The organism is Enterobacter sp. BNK-14 (genome assembly GCF_047456095.1).
Classification (GTDB): Bacteria; Pseudomonadota; Gammaproteobacteria; order Enterobacterales; family Enterobacteriaceae; genus Enterobacter; species Enterobacter kobei.
Genome location: NZ_CP179897.1, coordinates 3,034,307 through 3,050,252, shown reverse-complemented (window position 1 = coordinate 3,050,252; position 15,946 = coordinate 3,034,307). Strand labels below are relative to the sequence as shown.

Annotated in this window: 10 protein-coding genes, 1 tRNA gene and 3 rRNA genes; 2 read left to right on the top strand and 12 right to left on the bottom strand. The window is 53.8% G+C overall.

All coding sequences use genetic code 11. The annotated features are described in order from the left end of the window. Positions 1 to 9: 9 nt before the first annotated feature. From aceB to ACMGGM_RS14505, 6 genes are all read right to left on the bottom strand, one after another. On the bottom strand, positions 10 to 1,611 hold the full coding sequence (gene aceB / locus ACMGGM_RS14530; protein WP_045281844.1) for a malate synthase A: 1,602 nt from the start codon (positions 1,609 to 1,611) through the stop codon (positions 10 to 12). Between the two features lie 270 nt (positions 1,612 to 1,881). After that, the gene (metA, locus tag ACMGGM_RS14525; protein ID WP_023331771.1) at positions 1,882 to 2,811 is read right to left on the bottom strand and encodes a homoserine O-acetyltransferase MetA; all 930 of its coding nucleotides are present in this window, start codon (positions 2,809 to 2,811) and stop codon (positions 1,882 to 1,884) included. A gap of 176 nt (positions 2,812 to 2,987) precedes the next feature. Continuing rightward, positions 2,988 to 3,103, bottom strand: a 5S ribosomal RNA gene (gene rrf / locus ACMGGM_RS14520). Between the two features lie 65 nt (positions 3,104 to 3,168). Next, positions 3,169 to 6,073: ribosomal RNA gene (locus ACMGGM_RS14515) — 23S ribosomal RNA — on the bottom strand. Between the two features lie 192 nt (positions 6,074 to 6,265). After that, positions 6,266 to 6,341 (bottom strand) — tRNA-Glu (locus tag ACMGGM_RS14510). An 85-nt stretch (positions 6,342 to 6,426) separates the two neighbouring features. Then, positions 6,427 to 7,966 (bottom strand): 16S ribosomal RNA (locus ACMGGM_RS14505). Together the 16S, 23S and 5S rRNA genes with 1 tRNA gene alongside form the textbook arrangement of a ribosomal RNA operon. Before the next feature lie 560 nt (positions 7,967 to 8,526). On the opposite strand from ACMGGM_RS14505, the gene purH reads away from it, so the two are divergent. Further along, complete coding sequence (gene purH / locus ACMGGM_RS14500) at positions 8,527 to 10,116, top strand: bifunctional phosphoribosylaminoimidazolecarboxamide formyltransferase/IMP cyclohydrolase (protein ID WP_023331770.1); 1,590 nt, start codon at positions 8,527 to 8,529, stop codon at positions 10,114 to 10,116. 16 nt (positions 10,117 to 10,132) lie between these two features. After that, positions 10,133 to 11,425 carry a phosphoribosylamine--glycine ligase gene (gene purD, locus ACMGGM_RS14495; protein WP_047028107.1) on the top strand — a complete coding sequence of 431 codons (1,293 nt, stop codon included), beginning with the start codon at positions 10,133 to 10,135 and terminating at the stop codon, positions 11,423 to 11,425. 87 nt (positions 11,426 to 11,512) lie between these two features. Here purD and ACMGGM_RS14490 read toward each other — a convergent pair whose 3' ends face one another. The 6 genes from ACMGGM_RS14490 to nudC form a co-directional block, all read right to left on the bottom strand. Then, the gene (locus tag ACMGGM_RS14490) at positions 11,513 to 12,205 is read right to left on the bottom strand and encodes a DUF1481 domain-containing protein (RefSeq protein ID WP_063944151.1); all 693 of its coding nucleotides are present in this window, start codon (positions 12,203 to 12,205) and stop codon (positions 11,513 to 11,515) included. A gap of 11 nt (positions 12,206 to 12,216) precedes the next feature. Beyond that, positions 12,217 to 12,489: a nucleoid-associated protein HU-alpha gene (gene hupA, locus ACMGGM_RS14485; RefSeq protein ID WP_002445246.1), complete on the bottom strand. Its 273-nt coding sequence runs from the start codon at positions 12,487 to 12,489 to the stop codon at positions 12,217 to 12,219. Between the two features lie 186 nt (positions 12,490 to 12,675). Then, positions 12,676 to 13,266: a YjaG family protein gene (locus ACMGGM_RS14480; protein WP_014882079.1), complete on the bottom strand. Its 591-nt coding sequence runs from the start codon at positions 13,264 to 13,266 to the stop codon at positions 12,676 to 12,678. Positions 13,267 to 13,307: 41 nt separating this feature from the next. After that, positions 13,308 to 13,979: a deoxyribonuclease V gene (gene nfi, locus ACMGGM_RS14475; protein ID WP_023331768.1), complete on the bottom strand. Its 672-nt coding sequence runs from the start codon at positions 13,977 to 13,979 to the stop codon at positions 13,308 to 13,310. A gap of 9 nt (positions 13,980 to 13,988) precedes the next feature. Next, positions 13,989 to 15,053 (bottom strand): uroporphyrinogen decarboxylase, encoded by a 1,065-nt coding sequence (gene hemE / locus ACMGGM_RS14470; RefSeq protein ID WP_023336588.1) that lies wholly within the window; start codon positions 15,051 to 15,053, stop codon positions 13,989 to 13,991. A 38-nt stretch (positions 15,054 to 15,091) separates the two neighbouring features. Continuing rightward, a complete protein-coding gene (gene nudC, locus ACMGGM_RS14465; RefSeq protein WP_023338926.1) occupies positions 15,092 to 15,865 on the bottom strand; it encodes an NAD(+) diphosphatase in 774 nt (257 codons plus the stop codon). Between the last annotated feature and the right edge of the window lie 81 nt (positions 15,866 to 15,946).

Below are 15,946 nucleotides of genomic sequence, written 5' to 3'. Positions count from 1 at the left end.
TGTGGTGAGTTACGCCAGGAAGCGGTAGCCCGGCAGGGTCAGGAAGTCGATTAAGTCATCTGAGGTGGTGATTTGTTCCATCAGGCGTGCAGCATCATCAAAACGTCCGCTGCTGAAGCGGTGTTCGCCCAACTCGTCCTGGATCACCCGCATTTCTTCGGCCAGCATCTGGCGGAACAGGGCTTTGGTCACCGGCTTGCCGTTGCTGAGCGTTTTTTGATGATGGATCCATTGCCAGATAGAGGTGCGGGAGATTTCCGCCGTGGCGGCATCTTCCATCAGGCCGTAGATCGGCACGCAGCCGTTGCCAGAGATCCAGGCTTCGATGTACTGCACCGCAACGCGAATGTTGGCGCGCATGCCCTCTTCCGTACGTTCACCTGCACACGGTGCCAGCAGCTGTTCTTCAGCCGTTGGCGCATCCTCTTCGCGCGTAACAAAGAGCTGATTTTTATTGTCACCGAGTACGCGGTTAAAGACTTCCATTGCCGTGTCTGCGAGGCCCGGATGGGCGATCCACGTTCCGTCATGACCGTTACGCGCTTCAAGCTCTTTATCGGCCTTCACTTTGTTGAGCACCTGATTGTTACGCTCCGCGTCTTTGCTCGGAATAAATGCCGCCATGCCGCCCATCGCAAAGGCACCGCGCTTGTGGCAGGTTTTGATCAGCAGGCGCGAGTAGGCGCTCAGGAACGGCTTATCCATAGTGACGACCTGACGATCGGGCAGTACACGATCGGGATAATTTTTCAGGGTTTTGATATAGCTGAAGATATAGTCCCAACGCCCACAGTTCAGGCCGACGATGTGGTCACGCAGGGCATGCAGAATTTCGTTCATCTGGAAAACCGCAGGCAGCGTTTCAATCAACAGGGTGGCTTTGATGGTGCCACGTGGCAGGTTGAAACGATCTTCTGCATAACTGAACACCTCACTCCACCACGCCGCTTCCTGCCAGGCCTGCGTTTTTGGCAGATAGAAATAGGGGCCGCTGCCTTTTGCCAGCAGGTTTTTGTGGTTGTGGAAGAAATAGAGCGCGAAATCAAACAGGCTGCCGGGAATGGCTTCCCCACGCCAGGTGACGTGTTTTTCAGGCAGATGGAGACCGCGTACGCGACAGATCAGCACCGCCGGATTCGGTTTAAGTTGATAGATTTTCCCGGCTTCGTTGGTATAGCTGATGGTGCCGTTCACGGCGTCGCGCAGGTTGATTTGCCCCTCGATAACCTTACGCCAGTCCGGTGCCAACGAGTCTTCAAAATCAGCCATAAAGACTTTAACGTTCGCGTTCATGGCGTTGATCACCATTTTGCGTTCTACCGGACCGGTGATCTCAACGCGGCGATCCTGTAAATCTTCAGGAATACCACGAATTTTCCACTCACCACGGCGAATGGAAGCGGTTTCCGAAATAAACCCAGGCAACTTGCCATCGTCAATTTCCTGCTGCTGGTGAATGCGTGCTGCCAGCAGCTTATTGCGCTGCGGCGTAAAGCGGGTCACCAGTTCAGTCAGAAATTCGACCGCCTCTGCCGTCAATATTTGCTGTTCTTGCTCACCATGCGGCTGGGTAAAGGCCAGTTCGTCGACCGTCGTTGCCTGTTGAGTCATTACTCTGCTCCTCATCAAAGATCCAAAATCACGCCCCCGATGCGAACGAAAGATCGTTGTGTAGTTTTCGCTCAGCAGAATTAAGACTATCTCTATTCTTTCCAAAATCAAAAACAATTTCCATTTTATTTTATTTATAACGTTAACTCCTTGATCAGTATGAAATTAAAGTTTTTCTCAATGTTGAGTAGAATTTCGGAAATAAAAAAGGCACCCGAAGGTGCCTGATGCGAACAGCTGAAACGCTTTAGGATCGTTTAATGCAGAAGATTACTCTAGCGTCGGATTCATGTGTCGCAGATCGTATGGCGTGATTTGGTAGACGTAATAGTTGAGCCAGTTAGTAAAAAGCAAATTCCCGTGGCTGCGCCAGGTTGCTCTCGGTTTGTTTTGTGGATCGTTTTTCGGGAAATAGTTGTACGGCACATCCGGATTAAGACCCGCTTCGACATCACGGAAATACTCTGACGCAAGGGTATGCGGATCGTATTCAGGATGCCCGGTTACAAAGGCAATGCGCTTATCTTTGCTGGCAAACAGGTATGCATCCCCCTCTTCCGTTTCGGCCAGGATCTCCAGATCGGTGTAATCACGGATCAGCTGCGCCGGGAAATCGGCATAGCGCGAATGCGGCGCCAGAAACGAATCATCAAACCCGCGCGTCAGCAGAGCATGTGGATGAAGAATGTGGTGTTCGTATACGCCGGAGAGCTTTTCAGTGCGGGTTTGTTTAGGGATACCATAAAGAATATTCAGTGCCGCCTGTACCGCCCAACAAACAAACAAGGTGGACGTGACGTGATCTTTTGCCCACTCCAGGACCTGTTTGATCTGCGGCCAGTAGGCAACATCGTTAAATTCAACCAGACCGAGCGGTGCGCCGGTCACAATCAGGCCGTCGAAGTTTTCCCCCTGAATGTCATCGAAGTTACAGTAAAAGTTGTTCAGGTGCTCAGAAGGCGTGTTGCGTGACTCGCGCGCATCGATCCGCAGCAGCTGAATATCGACCTGCAGCGGAGAGTTTGAAAGCAGACGCAGGAACTGATTCTCTGTTTCAATCTTTTTCGGCATCAGGTTGAGAATAAGAACCTTCAGCGGGCGAATTTCCTGAACTGTTGCGCGTGAAGCCGTCATCACAAAGACGTTCTCTTCACGTAAGAAATTGACGGCTGGTAGCTCGTCCTGCACCCGAATCGGCATATCGTTGAATCCTCAAAGCATACGTATAAACGTTTAGACATCCAGACAGCTAACAATACCGAGATCCGGCCTGAATGTCGAGTCTGCAAGAGGAAGGTGAGAAAGTTTCAAGGAGAGGAATAACGCCCAAAGCAAAAAACCCCGCACCTTACGGTACGGGGTTCCTCTTGATTGATGCCTGGCAGTTCCCTACTCTCACATGGGGAGACCCCACACTACCATCGGCGCTACGGCGTTTCACTTCTGAGTTCGGCATGGGGTCAGGTGGGACCACCGCGCTAAAGCCGCCAGGCAAATTCTGTTATCTGTATCAGGCTGAAAATCGTCTCTCTCACGCCAAAACAGCTTCGGCGTTGTAAGGTTAAGCCTCACGGTTCATTAGTATCGGTTAGCTCAACGCATCGCTGCGCTTACACACCCGACCTATCAACGTCGTCGTCTTCAACGTTCCTTCAGGAGACTTAAAGTCTCAGGGAGAACTCATCTCGGGGCAAGTTTCGTGCTTAGATGCTTTCAGCACTTATCTCTTCCGCATTTAGCTACCGGGCAGTGCCATTGGCATGACAACCCGAACACCAGTGATGCGTCCACTCCGGTCCTCTCGTACTAGGAGCAGCCCCCCTCAATTCTCCAGCGCCCACGGCAGATAGGGACCGAACTGTCTCACGACGTTCTAAACCCAGCTCGCGTACCACTTTAAATGGCGAACAGCCATACCCTTGGGACCTACTTCAGCCCCAGGATGTGATGAGCCGACATCGAGGTGCCAAACACCGCCGTCGATATGAACTCTTGGGCGGTATCAGCCTGTTATCCCCGGAGTACCTTTTATCCGTTGAGCGATGGCCCTTCCATTCAGAACCACCGGATCACTATGACCTGCTTTCGCACCTGCTCGAGCCGTCACTCTCGCAGTCAAGCTAGCTTATGCCATTGCACTAACCTCCTGATGTCCGACCAGGATTAGCTAACCTTCGTGCTCCTCCGTTACTCTTTGGGAGGAGACCGCCCCAGTCAAACTACCCACCAGACACTGTCCGCAACCCGGATCACGGGTCTACGTTAGAACACCAGCCATTAAAGGGTGGTATTTCAAGGTCGGCTCCACGCAGACTGGCGTCAACGCTTCAAAGCCTCCCACCTATCCTACACATCAAGGACCAGTGTTCAGTGTCAAGCTATAGTAAAGGTTCACGGGGTCTTTCCGTCTTGCCGCGGGTACACTGCATCTTCACAGCGAGTTCAATTTCACTGAGTCTCGGGTGGAGACAGCCTGGCCATCATTACGCCATTCGTGCAGGTCGGAACTTACCCGACAAGGAATTTCGCTACCTTAGGACCGTTATAGTTACGGCCGCCGTTTACCGGGGCTTCGATCAAGAGCTTCGCGTTGCCGCTAACCCCATCAATTAACCTTCCGGCACCGGGCAGGCGTCACACCGTATACGTCCACTTTCGTGTTTGCACAGTGCTGTGTTTTTAATAAACAGTTGCAGCCAGCTGGTATCTTCGACTGATTTCAGCTCCACCCGCAGGGGCTTCACCTACATATCAGCGTGCCTTCTCCCGAAGTTACGGCACCATTTTGCCTAGTTCCTTCACCCGAGTTCTCTCAAGCGCCTTGGTATTCTCTACCTGACCACCTGTGTCGGTTTGGGGTACGATTTCGTGTTACCTGATGCTTAGAGGCTTTTCCTGGAAGCAGGGCATTTGTTACTTCAGCACCGTAGTGCCTCGTCATCACACCTCAGCGTTAATAAGGTACCGGATTTACCTGGAACCTCCGCCTACATGCTTAAACCGGGACAACCGTCGCCCGGCTAACATAGCCTTCTCCGTCCCCCCTTCGCAGTAACACCAAGTACAGGAATATTAACCTGTTTCCCATCGACTACGCCTTTCGGCCTCGCCTTAGGGGTCGACTCACCCTGCCCCGATTAACGTTGGACAGGAACCCTTGGTCTTCCGGCGAGCGGGCTTTTCACCCGCTTTATCGTTACTTATGTCAGCATTCGCACTTCTGATACCTCCAGCAACCCTCACAGGCCACCTTCAACGGCTTACAGAACGCTCCCCTACCCAACAACACATAGTGTCGCTGCCGCAGCTTCGGTGCATGGTTTAGCCCCGTTACATCTTCCGCGCAGGCCGACTCGACCAGTGAGCTATTACGCTTTCTTTAAATGATGGCTGCTTCTAAGCCAACATCCTGGCTGTCTGTGCCTTCCCACATCGTTTCCCACTTAACCATGACTTTGGGACCTTAGCTGGCGGTCTGGGTTGTTTCCCTCTTCACGACGGACGTTAGCACCCGCCGTGTGTCTCCCGTGATAACATTCTTCGGTATTCGTAGTTTGCATCGGGTTGGTAAGCCGGGATGGCCCCCTAGCCGAAACAGTGCTCTACCCCCGAAGATGAATTCACGAGGCGCTACCTAAATAGCTTTCGGGGAGAACCAGCTATCTCCCGGTTTGATTGGCCTTTCACCCCCAGCCACAGGTCATCCGCTAATTTTTCAACATTAGTCGGTTCGGTCCTCCAGTTAGTGTTACCCAACCTTCAACCTGCCCATGGCTAGATCACCGGGTTTCGGGTCTATACCCTGCAACTTAACGCCCAGTTAAGACTCGGTTTCCCTTCGGCTCCCCTATACGGTTAACCTTGCTACAGAATATAAGTCGCTGACCCATTATACAAAAGGTACGCAGTCACCTAACAAGTAGGCTCCCACTGCTTGTACGTACACGGTTTCAGGTTCTTTTTCACTCCCCTCGCCGGGGTTCTTTTCGCCTTTCCCTCACGGTACTGGTTCACTATCGGTCAGTCAGGAGTATTTAGCCTTGGAGGATGGTCCCCCCATATTCAGACAGGATACCACGTGTCCCGCCCTACTCTTCGAGTTCACAACCTGTGCATTTTCGTGTACGGGACTATCACCCTGTACCGTCGGACTTTCCAGACCGTTCCACTAACACACAAGCTGATTCAGACTCCGGGCTGCTCCCCGTTCGCTCGCCGCTACTGGGGGAATCTCGGTTGATTTCTTTTCCTCGGGGTACTTAGATGTTTCAGTTCCCCCGGTTCGCCTCGTTAACCTATGTATTCAGTTAACGATAGTGTGACGAATCACACTGGGTTTCCCCATTCGGACATCGCCGGGTCAAAGGTTCATATCACCTCGCCGGCGCTTTTCGCAGATTAGCACGTCCTTCATCGCCTCTGACTGCCAGGGCATCCACCGTGTACGCTTAGTCGCTTAACCTCACAACCCGAAGATGTTTCTTTCGATTCATCATCGGTTTGCGAAAATTTGAGAGACTCGAACACACATAACATGTGTGTCGTTTCAATTTTCAGCTTGATCCAGATTTTTAAAGAGCAAATATCTCAAACATGACTCGCAAGTCAGTTTTGAGATATGACGGCAGGTGACTTTCACTCACGAACCAGCAAGTGGCGTCCCCTAGGGGATTCGAACCCCTGTTACCGCCGTGAAAGGGCGGTGTCCTGGGCCTCTAGACGAAGGGGACACTGAAGTCTCAATCGCAAGACGCCTTGCTATTTACTTTTCATCAGACAATCTGTGTGAGCACTACAAAGGCAGGTTCTTTAAGGTAAGGAGGTGATCCAACCGCAGGTTCCCCTACGGTTACCTTGTTACGACTTCACCCCAGTCATGAATCACAAAGTGGTAAGCGCCCTCCCGAAGGTTAAGCTACCTACTTCTTTTGCAACCCACTCCCATGGTGTGACGGGCGGTGTGTACAAGGCCCGGGAACGTATTCACCGTAGCATTCTGATCTACGATTACTAGCGATTCCGACTTCATGGAGTCGAGTTGCAGACTCCAATCCGGACTACGACGCACTTTATGAGGTCCGCTTGCTCTCGCGAGGTCGCTTCTCTTTGTATGCGCCATTGTAGCACGTGTGTAGCCCTACTCGTAAGGGCCATGATGACTTGACGTCATCCCCACCTTCCTCCAGTTTATCACTGGCAGTCTCCTTTGAGTTCCCGGCCTAACCGCTGGCAACAAAGGATAAGGGTTGCGCTCGTTGCGGGACTTAACCCAACATTTCACAACACGAGCTGACGACAGCCATGCAGCACCTGTCTCAGAGTTCCCGAAGGCACCAATCCATCTCTGGAAAGTTCTCTGGATGTCAAGAGTAGGTAAGGTTCTTCGCGTTGCATCGAATTAAACCACATGCTCCACCGCTTGTGCGGGCCCCCGTCAATTCATTTGAGTTTTAACCTTGCGGCCGTACTCCCCAGGCGGTCGACTTAACGCGTTAGCTCCGGAAGCCACGCCTCAAGGGCACAACCTCCAAGTCGACATCGTTTACGGCGTGGACTACCAGGGTATCTAATCCTGTTTGCTCCCCACGCTTTCGCACCTGAGCGTCAGTCTTTGTCCAGGGGGCCGCCTTCGCCACCGGTATTCCTCCAGATCTCTACGCATTTCACCGCTACACCTGGAATTCTACCCCCCTCTACAAGACTCTAGCCTGCCAGTTTCGAATGCAGTTCCCAGGTTGAGCCCGGGGATTTCACATCCGACTTGACAGACCGCCTGCGTGCGCTTTACGCCCAGTAATTCCGATTAACGCTTGCACCCTCCGTATTACCGCGGCTGCTGGCACGGAGTTAGCCGGTGCTTCTTCTGCGGGTAACGTCAATTGCTGCGGTTATTAACCACAACACCTTCCTCCCCGCTGAAAGTACTTTACAACCCGAAGGCCTTCTTCATACACGCGGCATGGCTGCATCAGGCTTGCGCCCATTGTGCAATATTCCCCACTGCTGCCTCCCGTAGGAGTCTGGACCGTGTCTCAGTTCCAGTGTGGCTGGTCATCCTCTCAGACCAGCTAGGGATCGTCGCCTAGGTGAGCCGTTACCCCACCTACTAGCTAATCCCATCTGGGCACATCTGATGGCAAGAGGCCCGAAGGTCCCCCTCTTTGGTCTTGCGACGTTATGCGGTATTAGCTACCGTTTCCAGTAGTTATCCCCCTCCATCAGGCAGTTTCCCAGACATTACTCACCCGTCCGCCACTCGTCACCCGAGAGCAAGCTCTCTGTGCTACCGTTCGACTTGCATGTGTTAGGCCTGCCGCCAGCGTTCAATCTGAGCCATGATCAAACTCTTCAATTTAAGTTTGATGCTCGTGAATTAAACTTCGTAATGAATTACGTATGTTCACTCAGAGACTTGGTATTCATTTTTCGTCTTGCGACGTTAAGAATCCATGTCACTTTGAGTGCCCACACAGATTGTCTGATAAATTGTTAAAGAGCAGTGCAACGCGGCTTTCGCTCACCGTTGCGAGGTGGCGTATATTACGCTTTCCTCTTTCAGAGTCAACCCGTTATTTCAGGATTTTTTCTCTTCAACCGACCGGGTTGTCTGTGAAGTGATTCACATCTGCCGTGTCGATGGAGGCGCATTATAGGGAGTTCTCCGCAGGCCGCAACCGCTAAATGACAGAAAAATGACTGACTGCTGCATTCCACAGCAAAACCCCGTCTTATACCCTTTTACACACAGACTTATCCACAATGATACGAAAAAGTAAAAATGTGCGAGCGTTGCGCAAACGTTTTCGTTAAAATGCTCGCGCTTCACAAGGATGCCTCGTCAGGTGTGTTAGATGAGTTTTTCGCAGGAAAATTCATCTAACGCTCTCTGTAATCGTGAAATCCAGGGGATTTACCATGCAACAACGTCGTCCAGTCCGCCGCGCTCTGCTCAGTGTTTCTGATAAAGCCGGTATCGTCGAATTCGCTCAGGCACTTTCTGCACGCGGTGTGGAGCTGCTTTCTACAGGCGGCACCGCACGCCTGTTAGCAGATAAAGGTCTGCCGGTAACCGAAGTGTCCGATTACACCGGTTTCCCGGAGATGATGGATGGACGCGTCAAAACTCTGCATCCGAAAGTGCACGGCGGTATTCTTGGCCGTCGCGGCCAGGACGATGCCATTATGGAAAAGCATGATATCGCGCCAATCGACATGGTTGTCGTTAACCTCTACCCGTTTGCCCAGACCGTTGCCCGCGAAGGCTGCTCTCTGGAAGATGCGGTAGAAAATATTGATATCGGCGGCCCGACCATGGTGCGCTCTGCAGCCAAGAACCATAAAGATGTGGCCATCGTGGTGAAGAGCAGCGATTACAACACCATTATTAGCGAGATGGATGCCAACGAAGGGTCACTGACGCTCGACACGCGTTTCGACCTCGCTATCAAAGCCTTCGAACACACCGCTGCATACGACAGCATGATCGCCAACTACTTCGGTAGCCTGGTGCCGGCTTACCACGGTGAAAGCAACGATCCTTCTGGCCGCTTCCCGCGCACGCTGAACCTGAACTTCATCAAGAAGCAGGATATGCGTTACGGCGAGAACAGCCACCAGCAGGCTGCCTTCTATATAGAAGAAGAGATCAAAGAAGCCTCGGTTGCCACCGCTCAGCAGGTTCAGGGCAAGGCGCTCTCCTACAACAATATTGCTGACACCGACGCTGCGCTGGAATGCGTGAAAGAGTTCAGCGAGCCAGCCTGCGTTATCGTCAAGCACGCCAACCCTTGCGGTGTGGCGGTGAGCACCTCTATTCTGGACGCTTACGACCGTGCTTACAAAACCGACCCGACCTCCGCGTTTGGGGGCATTATCGCCTTCAACCGCGAGCTGGATGCCCAAACCGCGCAGGCCATCATCTCCCGTCAGTTTGTTGAAGTGATTATTGCACCATCGGCATCCGAAGAAGCGCTGAAAATCACCGCGGCAAAACAGAATGTGCGCGTACTGATTTGCGGCCAGTGGGCAAATCGCGTGCCGGGTCTGGACTTCAAACGCGTGAACGGCGGCCTTCTGGTTCAGGATCGCGATCTGGGTATGGTGACAGAAGCTGACCTGCGCGTAGTGACCAAACGCCAGCCGAGCGAGCAGGAGCTGCGTGACGCGCTGTTCTGCTGGAAAGTGGCGAAGTTCGTCAAGTCCAACGCCATCGTCTACGCCAAAGAGAACATGACCATCGGAATAGGCGCAGGCCAGATGAGTCGTGTCTATTCTGCGAAAATTGCCGGGATCAAAGCAGGTGATGAAGGGCTGGAAGTGAAAGGTTCCGCCATGGCCTCTGATGCCTTCTTCCCGTTCCGTGACGGTATCGATGCGGCAGCCGCTGTAGGCATTACCTGCGTGATCCAGCCTGGTGGTTCTATCCGCGACGACGAAGTGATTGCCGCCGCCGACGAGCACGGTATCGCGATGATCTTCACCGACATGCGCCACTTCCGCCATTAATTCCCGGAGCAGAAAAATGAAAGTATTAGTGATTGGTAACGGCGGACGCGAGCACGCCCTGGCGTGGAAAGCGGCGCAGTCTCCGCGGGTGAAAACGGTCTTCGTGGCACCGGGTAATGCCGGTACTGCCCTGGAACCCGCTTTGCAGAACGTCGCCATCGGTGTGACCGATATCCCGGCCCTGCTGAACTTTGCCCAGAATGAGAAAATCGATCTGACCATTGTCGGCCCGGAAGCGCCGCTGGTGATTGGCGTAGTTGACGCGTTCCGCGCTGCTGGCCTGAAAATCTTCGGACCAACGGAAGGTGCTGCCCAACTGGAAGGGTCTAAAGCCTTCACCAAAGATTTCCTGGCACGTCACAACATCCCGACGGCGGAATATCAGAACTTCACCGAAGTGGAGCCAGCTCTGGCTTACCTGCGTGAAAAAGGCGCGCCGATCGTTATTAAAGCCGACGGTCTGGCCGCCGGTAAAGGCGTTATCGTTGCGATGACCCTCGAAGAAGCGGAAGCCGCGGTTCAGGATATGCTGGCTGGCAATGCCTTTGGCGATGCAGGCCACCGTATCGTGATTGAAGAGTTCCTCGACGGCGAAGAAGCGAGCTTCATTGTCATGGTCGACGGCGAGCACGTTCTGCCGATGGCCACCAGCCAGGATCATAAACGCGTGGGTAATGGCGATACCGGTCCTAATACCGGCGGGATGGGCGCCTACTCCCCTGCCCCGGTGGTGACGGATGAAGTACATCAGCGCACCATGGACCGCATTATCTGGCCTACCGTGAAAGGCATGGCGGCGGAAGGGAATACCTACACCGGTTTCCTTTACGCGGGTCTGATGATCGACAAGCAGGGCAACCCTAAGGTTATCGAGTTCAACTGCCGCTTTGGCGATCCGGAAACTCAACCGATAATGCTGCGCATGAAATCGGACCTGGTCGATCTGTGTCTGGCGGCTTGCGAAGGCAAGCTGGACGAAAAAACCTCAGAGTGGGACGAACGTGCGTCTCTGGGCGTAGTGATTGCTGCGGGCGGTTATCCGGGTAACTACAAAACCGGTGATGAAATCCACGGCCTGCCGCTGGAAGAGATTGACGGCGCGAAGGTATTCCACGCGGGTACGAAACTGTCTGACGACGAGCGCGTACTGACCAACGGCGGCCGCGTCCTGTGTGCTACCGCACTGGGTCATACCGTTGCAGAAGCGCAGAAGCGTGCCTATGCGCTGATGGCGGATATTCACTGGAACGGTAGCTTTAGCCGTCAGGATATTGGTTATCGTGCGATTGCGCGCGAGCAGGGCGAGTAATTTCAGACCCTCACCCTCTTCCTAAGGGAGAGGGGATCGTTCGTAGGCCGGATAAGCGTTAGCGCCATCCGGCTTAATCCACAGAATTCAAAAACTCTTCTCTGTCGGCTGCCACGTGCAGAAATCTTCGTTCGCCACCAGCAACAGCTGGGAGCCTTCCGGCGCCTCAAGCCACGCGACACTCACTTCCATTGATGAATGACGCTGACGGCGTTGAATATGTTCGGTCGCCCAGGATTCAAGCTCAGGCTTCACCGTCTGCCCTTCGCAGGTGGTTACCGTGCCATCGTTATGCCAGCGCCCCTGACGCAGCACCACACGTCCAAGACGAAGCGCATCGCTGGTCTGGCGGATTTGTTCAGCACGATAGCGGTAGAGGGCAATCTGATCGCTGGAAAGCTGCTGTTTTTGACCACTCACTTCACGCTGCATAAAGCTCAGCTCTCCATGGTCGTCAAAACGCACTTTCACATGTTCGGGGGTTTTACTGTAGACGTTCAGTTCAATCAGCGACAGGTAATCACCCTGCCAGCGATACTCCGCGGTCGACGTATTGCCGTTATGCCACGGACTGAAAGCAGAGAGCAGATGCACTTCGCCGCCGGAATCTTTGCGCCATATCCTCACCGCACCCTGATTGTCAGCGTACCCGCTGGCGGTAAACGGTGGCAGAGAGGTGTCGTGGCTGCAGGCAGACAGCAGAAGCACGCCTGCCAGCGCGAGCGTTCCACGCCAGAATGACAAAAGGGGCGTTACCGCCCCTTCGCTAAAACTGTTCACTGCCACGCGTCTTACTTAACAGCGTCTTTCAGTGCTTTACCAGAAACAAATGCCGGCACGTTAGCTGCGGCGATTTTGATTTCTTTACCGGTCTGCGGGTTGCGGCCAGTACGCTCAGCGCGGTGGTTCACTTTGAAGGTACCGAAACCAACCAGTTGTACAGCATCGCCTTCTTTCAGAGACTCAGTAATAGCAGCCAGGGTAGATTCCAGAGCAGCTTTAGCCTGCACTTTAGACAGATCAGCCTTGTCCGCAATTACATCAATCAGTTGAGTCTTGTTCATAAGTTATCCTTTCAATGTGTTTATCGCTTGCTAAGCATCGAGTGCGACGAAAATGCCAAAAAAGCACTCTCCTGCATACACGCACCGATAGCCACTTTTTTTCGCCCCCCAAATGTAGACCAGACGGGGGGCAGAAGGGAAGAGTCGAGGTGCGACAAAACAGGCGTTAAATCACGTTTTGTTGTCTCATTGGTTAAAAATTATACCAATATTGCTCTCACCCGACTCACGTAAGTCCGCACGCAGCCCTTTGATCAGCTCAATGTCACGTTCTTCACACTCTGCCAGCAGGCGGAAAATTTCCCACTGGATATCCCATTCCTGCTCAACCGCCGGGTTAGCTCGCAGCTCTTCGTCGGTCATTTCACGGCCTTCCTGGGTCATTTCGAGCATCGCAACGGTCGTAATGGATGCCTTACTGACTTCGATAGCATGCTCCAGGGTTTCGCCACTCAGACGGGAGTGGATCAGCTCACTTAATGCCACGCAGGCATCAATGGCCGGATAGACACCGTACAGATCAAAATCATCCGCGGCCGGGATCGCCTCTTCCAGCTTCTCCAGTTGGGAGTCGAAATTCACCTTTGCGTCTTTGACCGTCAGCGTTTCCCAGATCAAATCCAGAATGCGGCGGTAGATATGACCATCACCAAAGCCCGTCTGCTTACAGAACGCGGCATAGTTGGGATACATGCGCTCGCACAGGCAAGCCATAAAGGTGACGTGCTGCCAGCTTTCCAGCTTCTCAAGGCGCAGATGAATCGGGTTTTGTAACATGATGATGTCTCGAATCGAAAATTAGCCGCAGTTTACCTGAATCACGGCTGAATTTCCTGCCAACGAACAAAAGCCGGACGCGAGGAAGCGACGGCGTCCGCCCAACGGGTTGGCTCCGGTAAACGGTAGCCCTTCATACAGCGCTGAACCCACGCCAGTGCGCTGTCCATACTCACCCGGTGACCGGTCGCGATAAACAGCGGATTACAGCGCGCTTTGCTGCGCCAGACCCACGCCAGCTGCTCGCCTTTATGGATAAGCGGCGCCAGCGCACCCGGCTCGGGGGAAAGTGGTTCAAACGCGCCACACAGGCGTTTTTTGGCAACGCCAATGGTCGGCACATCCACCAGCAGCCCAAAATGGCTGGCCACGCCTAAACGGCGCGGATGTGAGATACCGTGTCCATCCACAAACAGCAGGTCAGGTTTTTGCGAGAGCTGCTCCCATGCTGCCAGCAGCGCGGGATACTCGCGAAAGGAGAGGAAACCCGGAATGTACGGCATAGTGGTGGCGATACGCGCCACCTTGTACTCAACCAGCTCCAGCGAAGGGTATTTCAGAACCACCATCGCCGCTCGCGTCACTTCACCACCCTGCTCGAATCCGACGTCCGCTCCGCCAATGTACTGCGGGGGATCCTTATCCAGGCGATCCTCGCGGATCACCGATGAAGCCAGTTCAATTTGCTGAGCGCGTAGCGACGCGAGATCCATAACCACTCCTTACTGGTGATACTGGGCAGAAAGCCGATGCACCGCCTCCACAAATACGCCTGCATGCTCTGGCGGAACATCCTGATGAATGCCGTGGCCGAGGTTAAAGACGTGGCCTTCCCCCTGGCCGAAACCAGAGAGTATAGTCGACACTTCTTCTTCAATGCGGGCTGGCGGTGCATAGAGCATGGACGGGTCCATATTGCCCTGCAGCGCCACTTTGTCGCCCACGCGACGGCGAGCATCAGCGATATCGGTCGTCCAGTCGAGACCCAATGCATCGCAGCCGGTCGCCGCCATCGCTTCCAGCCACTGACCGCCACCTTTGGTAAACAGCGTCACCGGCACGCGGCGGCCTTCGTTTTCACGCAGCAGGCCATCAACGATTTTGTGCATGTAATACAGGGAGAACTGCTGATAATCGCGCCCCGTCAGTACGCCACCCCAGGTATCGAAAATCATCACTGACTGCGCGCCCGCTTTAATCTGCGCGTTGAGATAGAGCGTGACGCTCTTCGCCAGCTTGTCCAGCAGCGCATGCAGAGCCATCGGCTCGGCGTACATCATTTTTTTGATCACGGTAAAAGCTTTGCTGCTGCCACCTTCAACCATGTAAGTTGCCAGCGTCCACGGGCTACCGGAGAAGCCTATCAGCGGCACTTCGCCTTTCAGCTCACGGCGAATGGTGCGCACGGCGTTCATCACATAGCCCAGTTCGCCTTCCGGATCGGGGATCGGCAGCTTATCCACGTCGGCTTTGCTTTTGATCGGGGAGGTAAAACGCGGGCCTTCGCCGGTTTCAAAGTACAGGCCAAGGCCCATTGCATCCGGAATGGTCAGAATGTCCGAAAAGAGAATGGCGGCATCCAGCGGGAAGCGGCGCAGCGGCTGGAGCGTCACTTCACACGCCAGCTCAGCGTTTTTGCACAGCGACATAAAATCACCTGCCTGCGCACGCGTGGCTTTGTACTCTGGCAGATAGCGTCCTGCCTGGCGCATCATCCACACCGGGGTGACATCAACGGGCTGGCGCAGCAGCGCACGCAGATAACGATCGTTCTTCAGTTCGGTCATTTTTGCAGTTCCTTAAGCGTCATGGCCTCAGTGTAACACTACTCATACTCGGCCCGACACATCGCCACGGTATCTTCTATCAGCCGACGCGCCACGGTGCCGGGTGGCGGTAACAGAGGCAAATCGTCATAACGATACCAGTTCGCGTCCAGCAGCTCTTTCTGATCGATAACGATCTCACCGCTGTCGTATTCCGCCATAAACGCCGTCATCAGGGACATCGGGAATGGCCACGGCTGAGACGTTACGTAGCGCAGGTTTTTCACCTTGATCCCGCTCTCTTCCATCACTTCACGCGCTACCGCCTGCTCCAGCGTTTCACCCACTTCGACGAAACCGGCAAGAACGGTATAAATGCCGTTGCGATGGCGGGTATGCTGCGCCAGCAGGATAGTATCCTCACGGCGAATGGCGACGATAATGCAGGGTGCAATCTGCGGATAGTAACGTTCACGGCAGTGGCCGCAGAGCATTGCCCACTCGGTTTTGCTCGGGTGCATGGTATGGCCGCAGTAGCCGCAGTATTTATGCGAGCGGTAAAACTCCGCCAGCTGGACGCCGCGCCCCGCCAGCTGGAACAGGCCAACATCCTGATCCAGCACCTGACGAACCGATCCCATCTCCTGACGGCGAGGCTGTTGGATCAACCACACTGCATCCCCCTGCCATTCACCAATCTTCAGTGCTGGCTGGCCAACAAGATCGAACGCCTCTGCTGCGCCATAAGGGATCTCCCCGGCAGGAAGCCATAGTTTTTGTTCGTGACTGACGATCCACCAACCCAGATCTGATTTTTCAATAATACGATCCATATCTATTGCACTACCTTCGCTTCACTGACATGTTGTTAGCATTGTGGTTACATTTTGGATAAGCAGATTCAATTCTCAACC

Excerpts from the sequence above, each read along its gene's own strand:
- aceB (WP_045281844.1), bottom strand. The coding sequence starts at position 1,611 with ATGACTCAACAGGCAACGACGGTCGACGAACTGGCCTTTACCCAGCCG.
- metA (WP_023331771.1), bottom strand. The coding sequence starts at position 2,811 with ATGCCGATTCGGGTGCAGGACGAGCTACCAGCCGTCAATTTCTTACGT.
- purH (WP_023331770.1), top strand. The coding sequence starts at position 8,527 with ATGCAACAACGTCGTCCAGTCCGCCGCGCTCTGCTCAGTGTTTCTGAT.
- purD (WP_047028107.1), top strand. The coding sequence starts at position 10,133 with ATGAAAGTATTAGTGATTGGTAACGGCGGACGCGAGCACGCCCTGGCG.
- hupA (WP_002445246.1), bottom strand. The coding sequence starts at position 12,489 with ATGAACAAGACTCAACTGATTGATGTAATTGCGGACAAGGCTGATCTG.
- ACMGGM_RS14480 (WP_014882079.1), bottom strand. The coding sequence starts at position 13,266 with ATGTTACAAAACCCGATTCATCTGCGCCTTGAGAAGCTGGAAAGCTGG.
- nfi (WP_023331768.1), bottom strand. The coding sequence starts at position 13,979 with ATGGATCTCGCGTCGCTACGCGCTCAGCAAATTGAACTGGCTTCATCG.
- hemE (WP_023336588.1), bottom strand. The coding sequence starts at position 15,053 with ATGACCGAACTGAAGAACGATCGTTATCTGCGTGCGCTGCTGCGCCAG.
- nudC (WP_023338926.1), bottom strand. The coding sequence starts at position 15,865 with ATGGATCGTATTATTGAAAAATCAGATCTGGGTTGGTGGATCGTCAGT.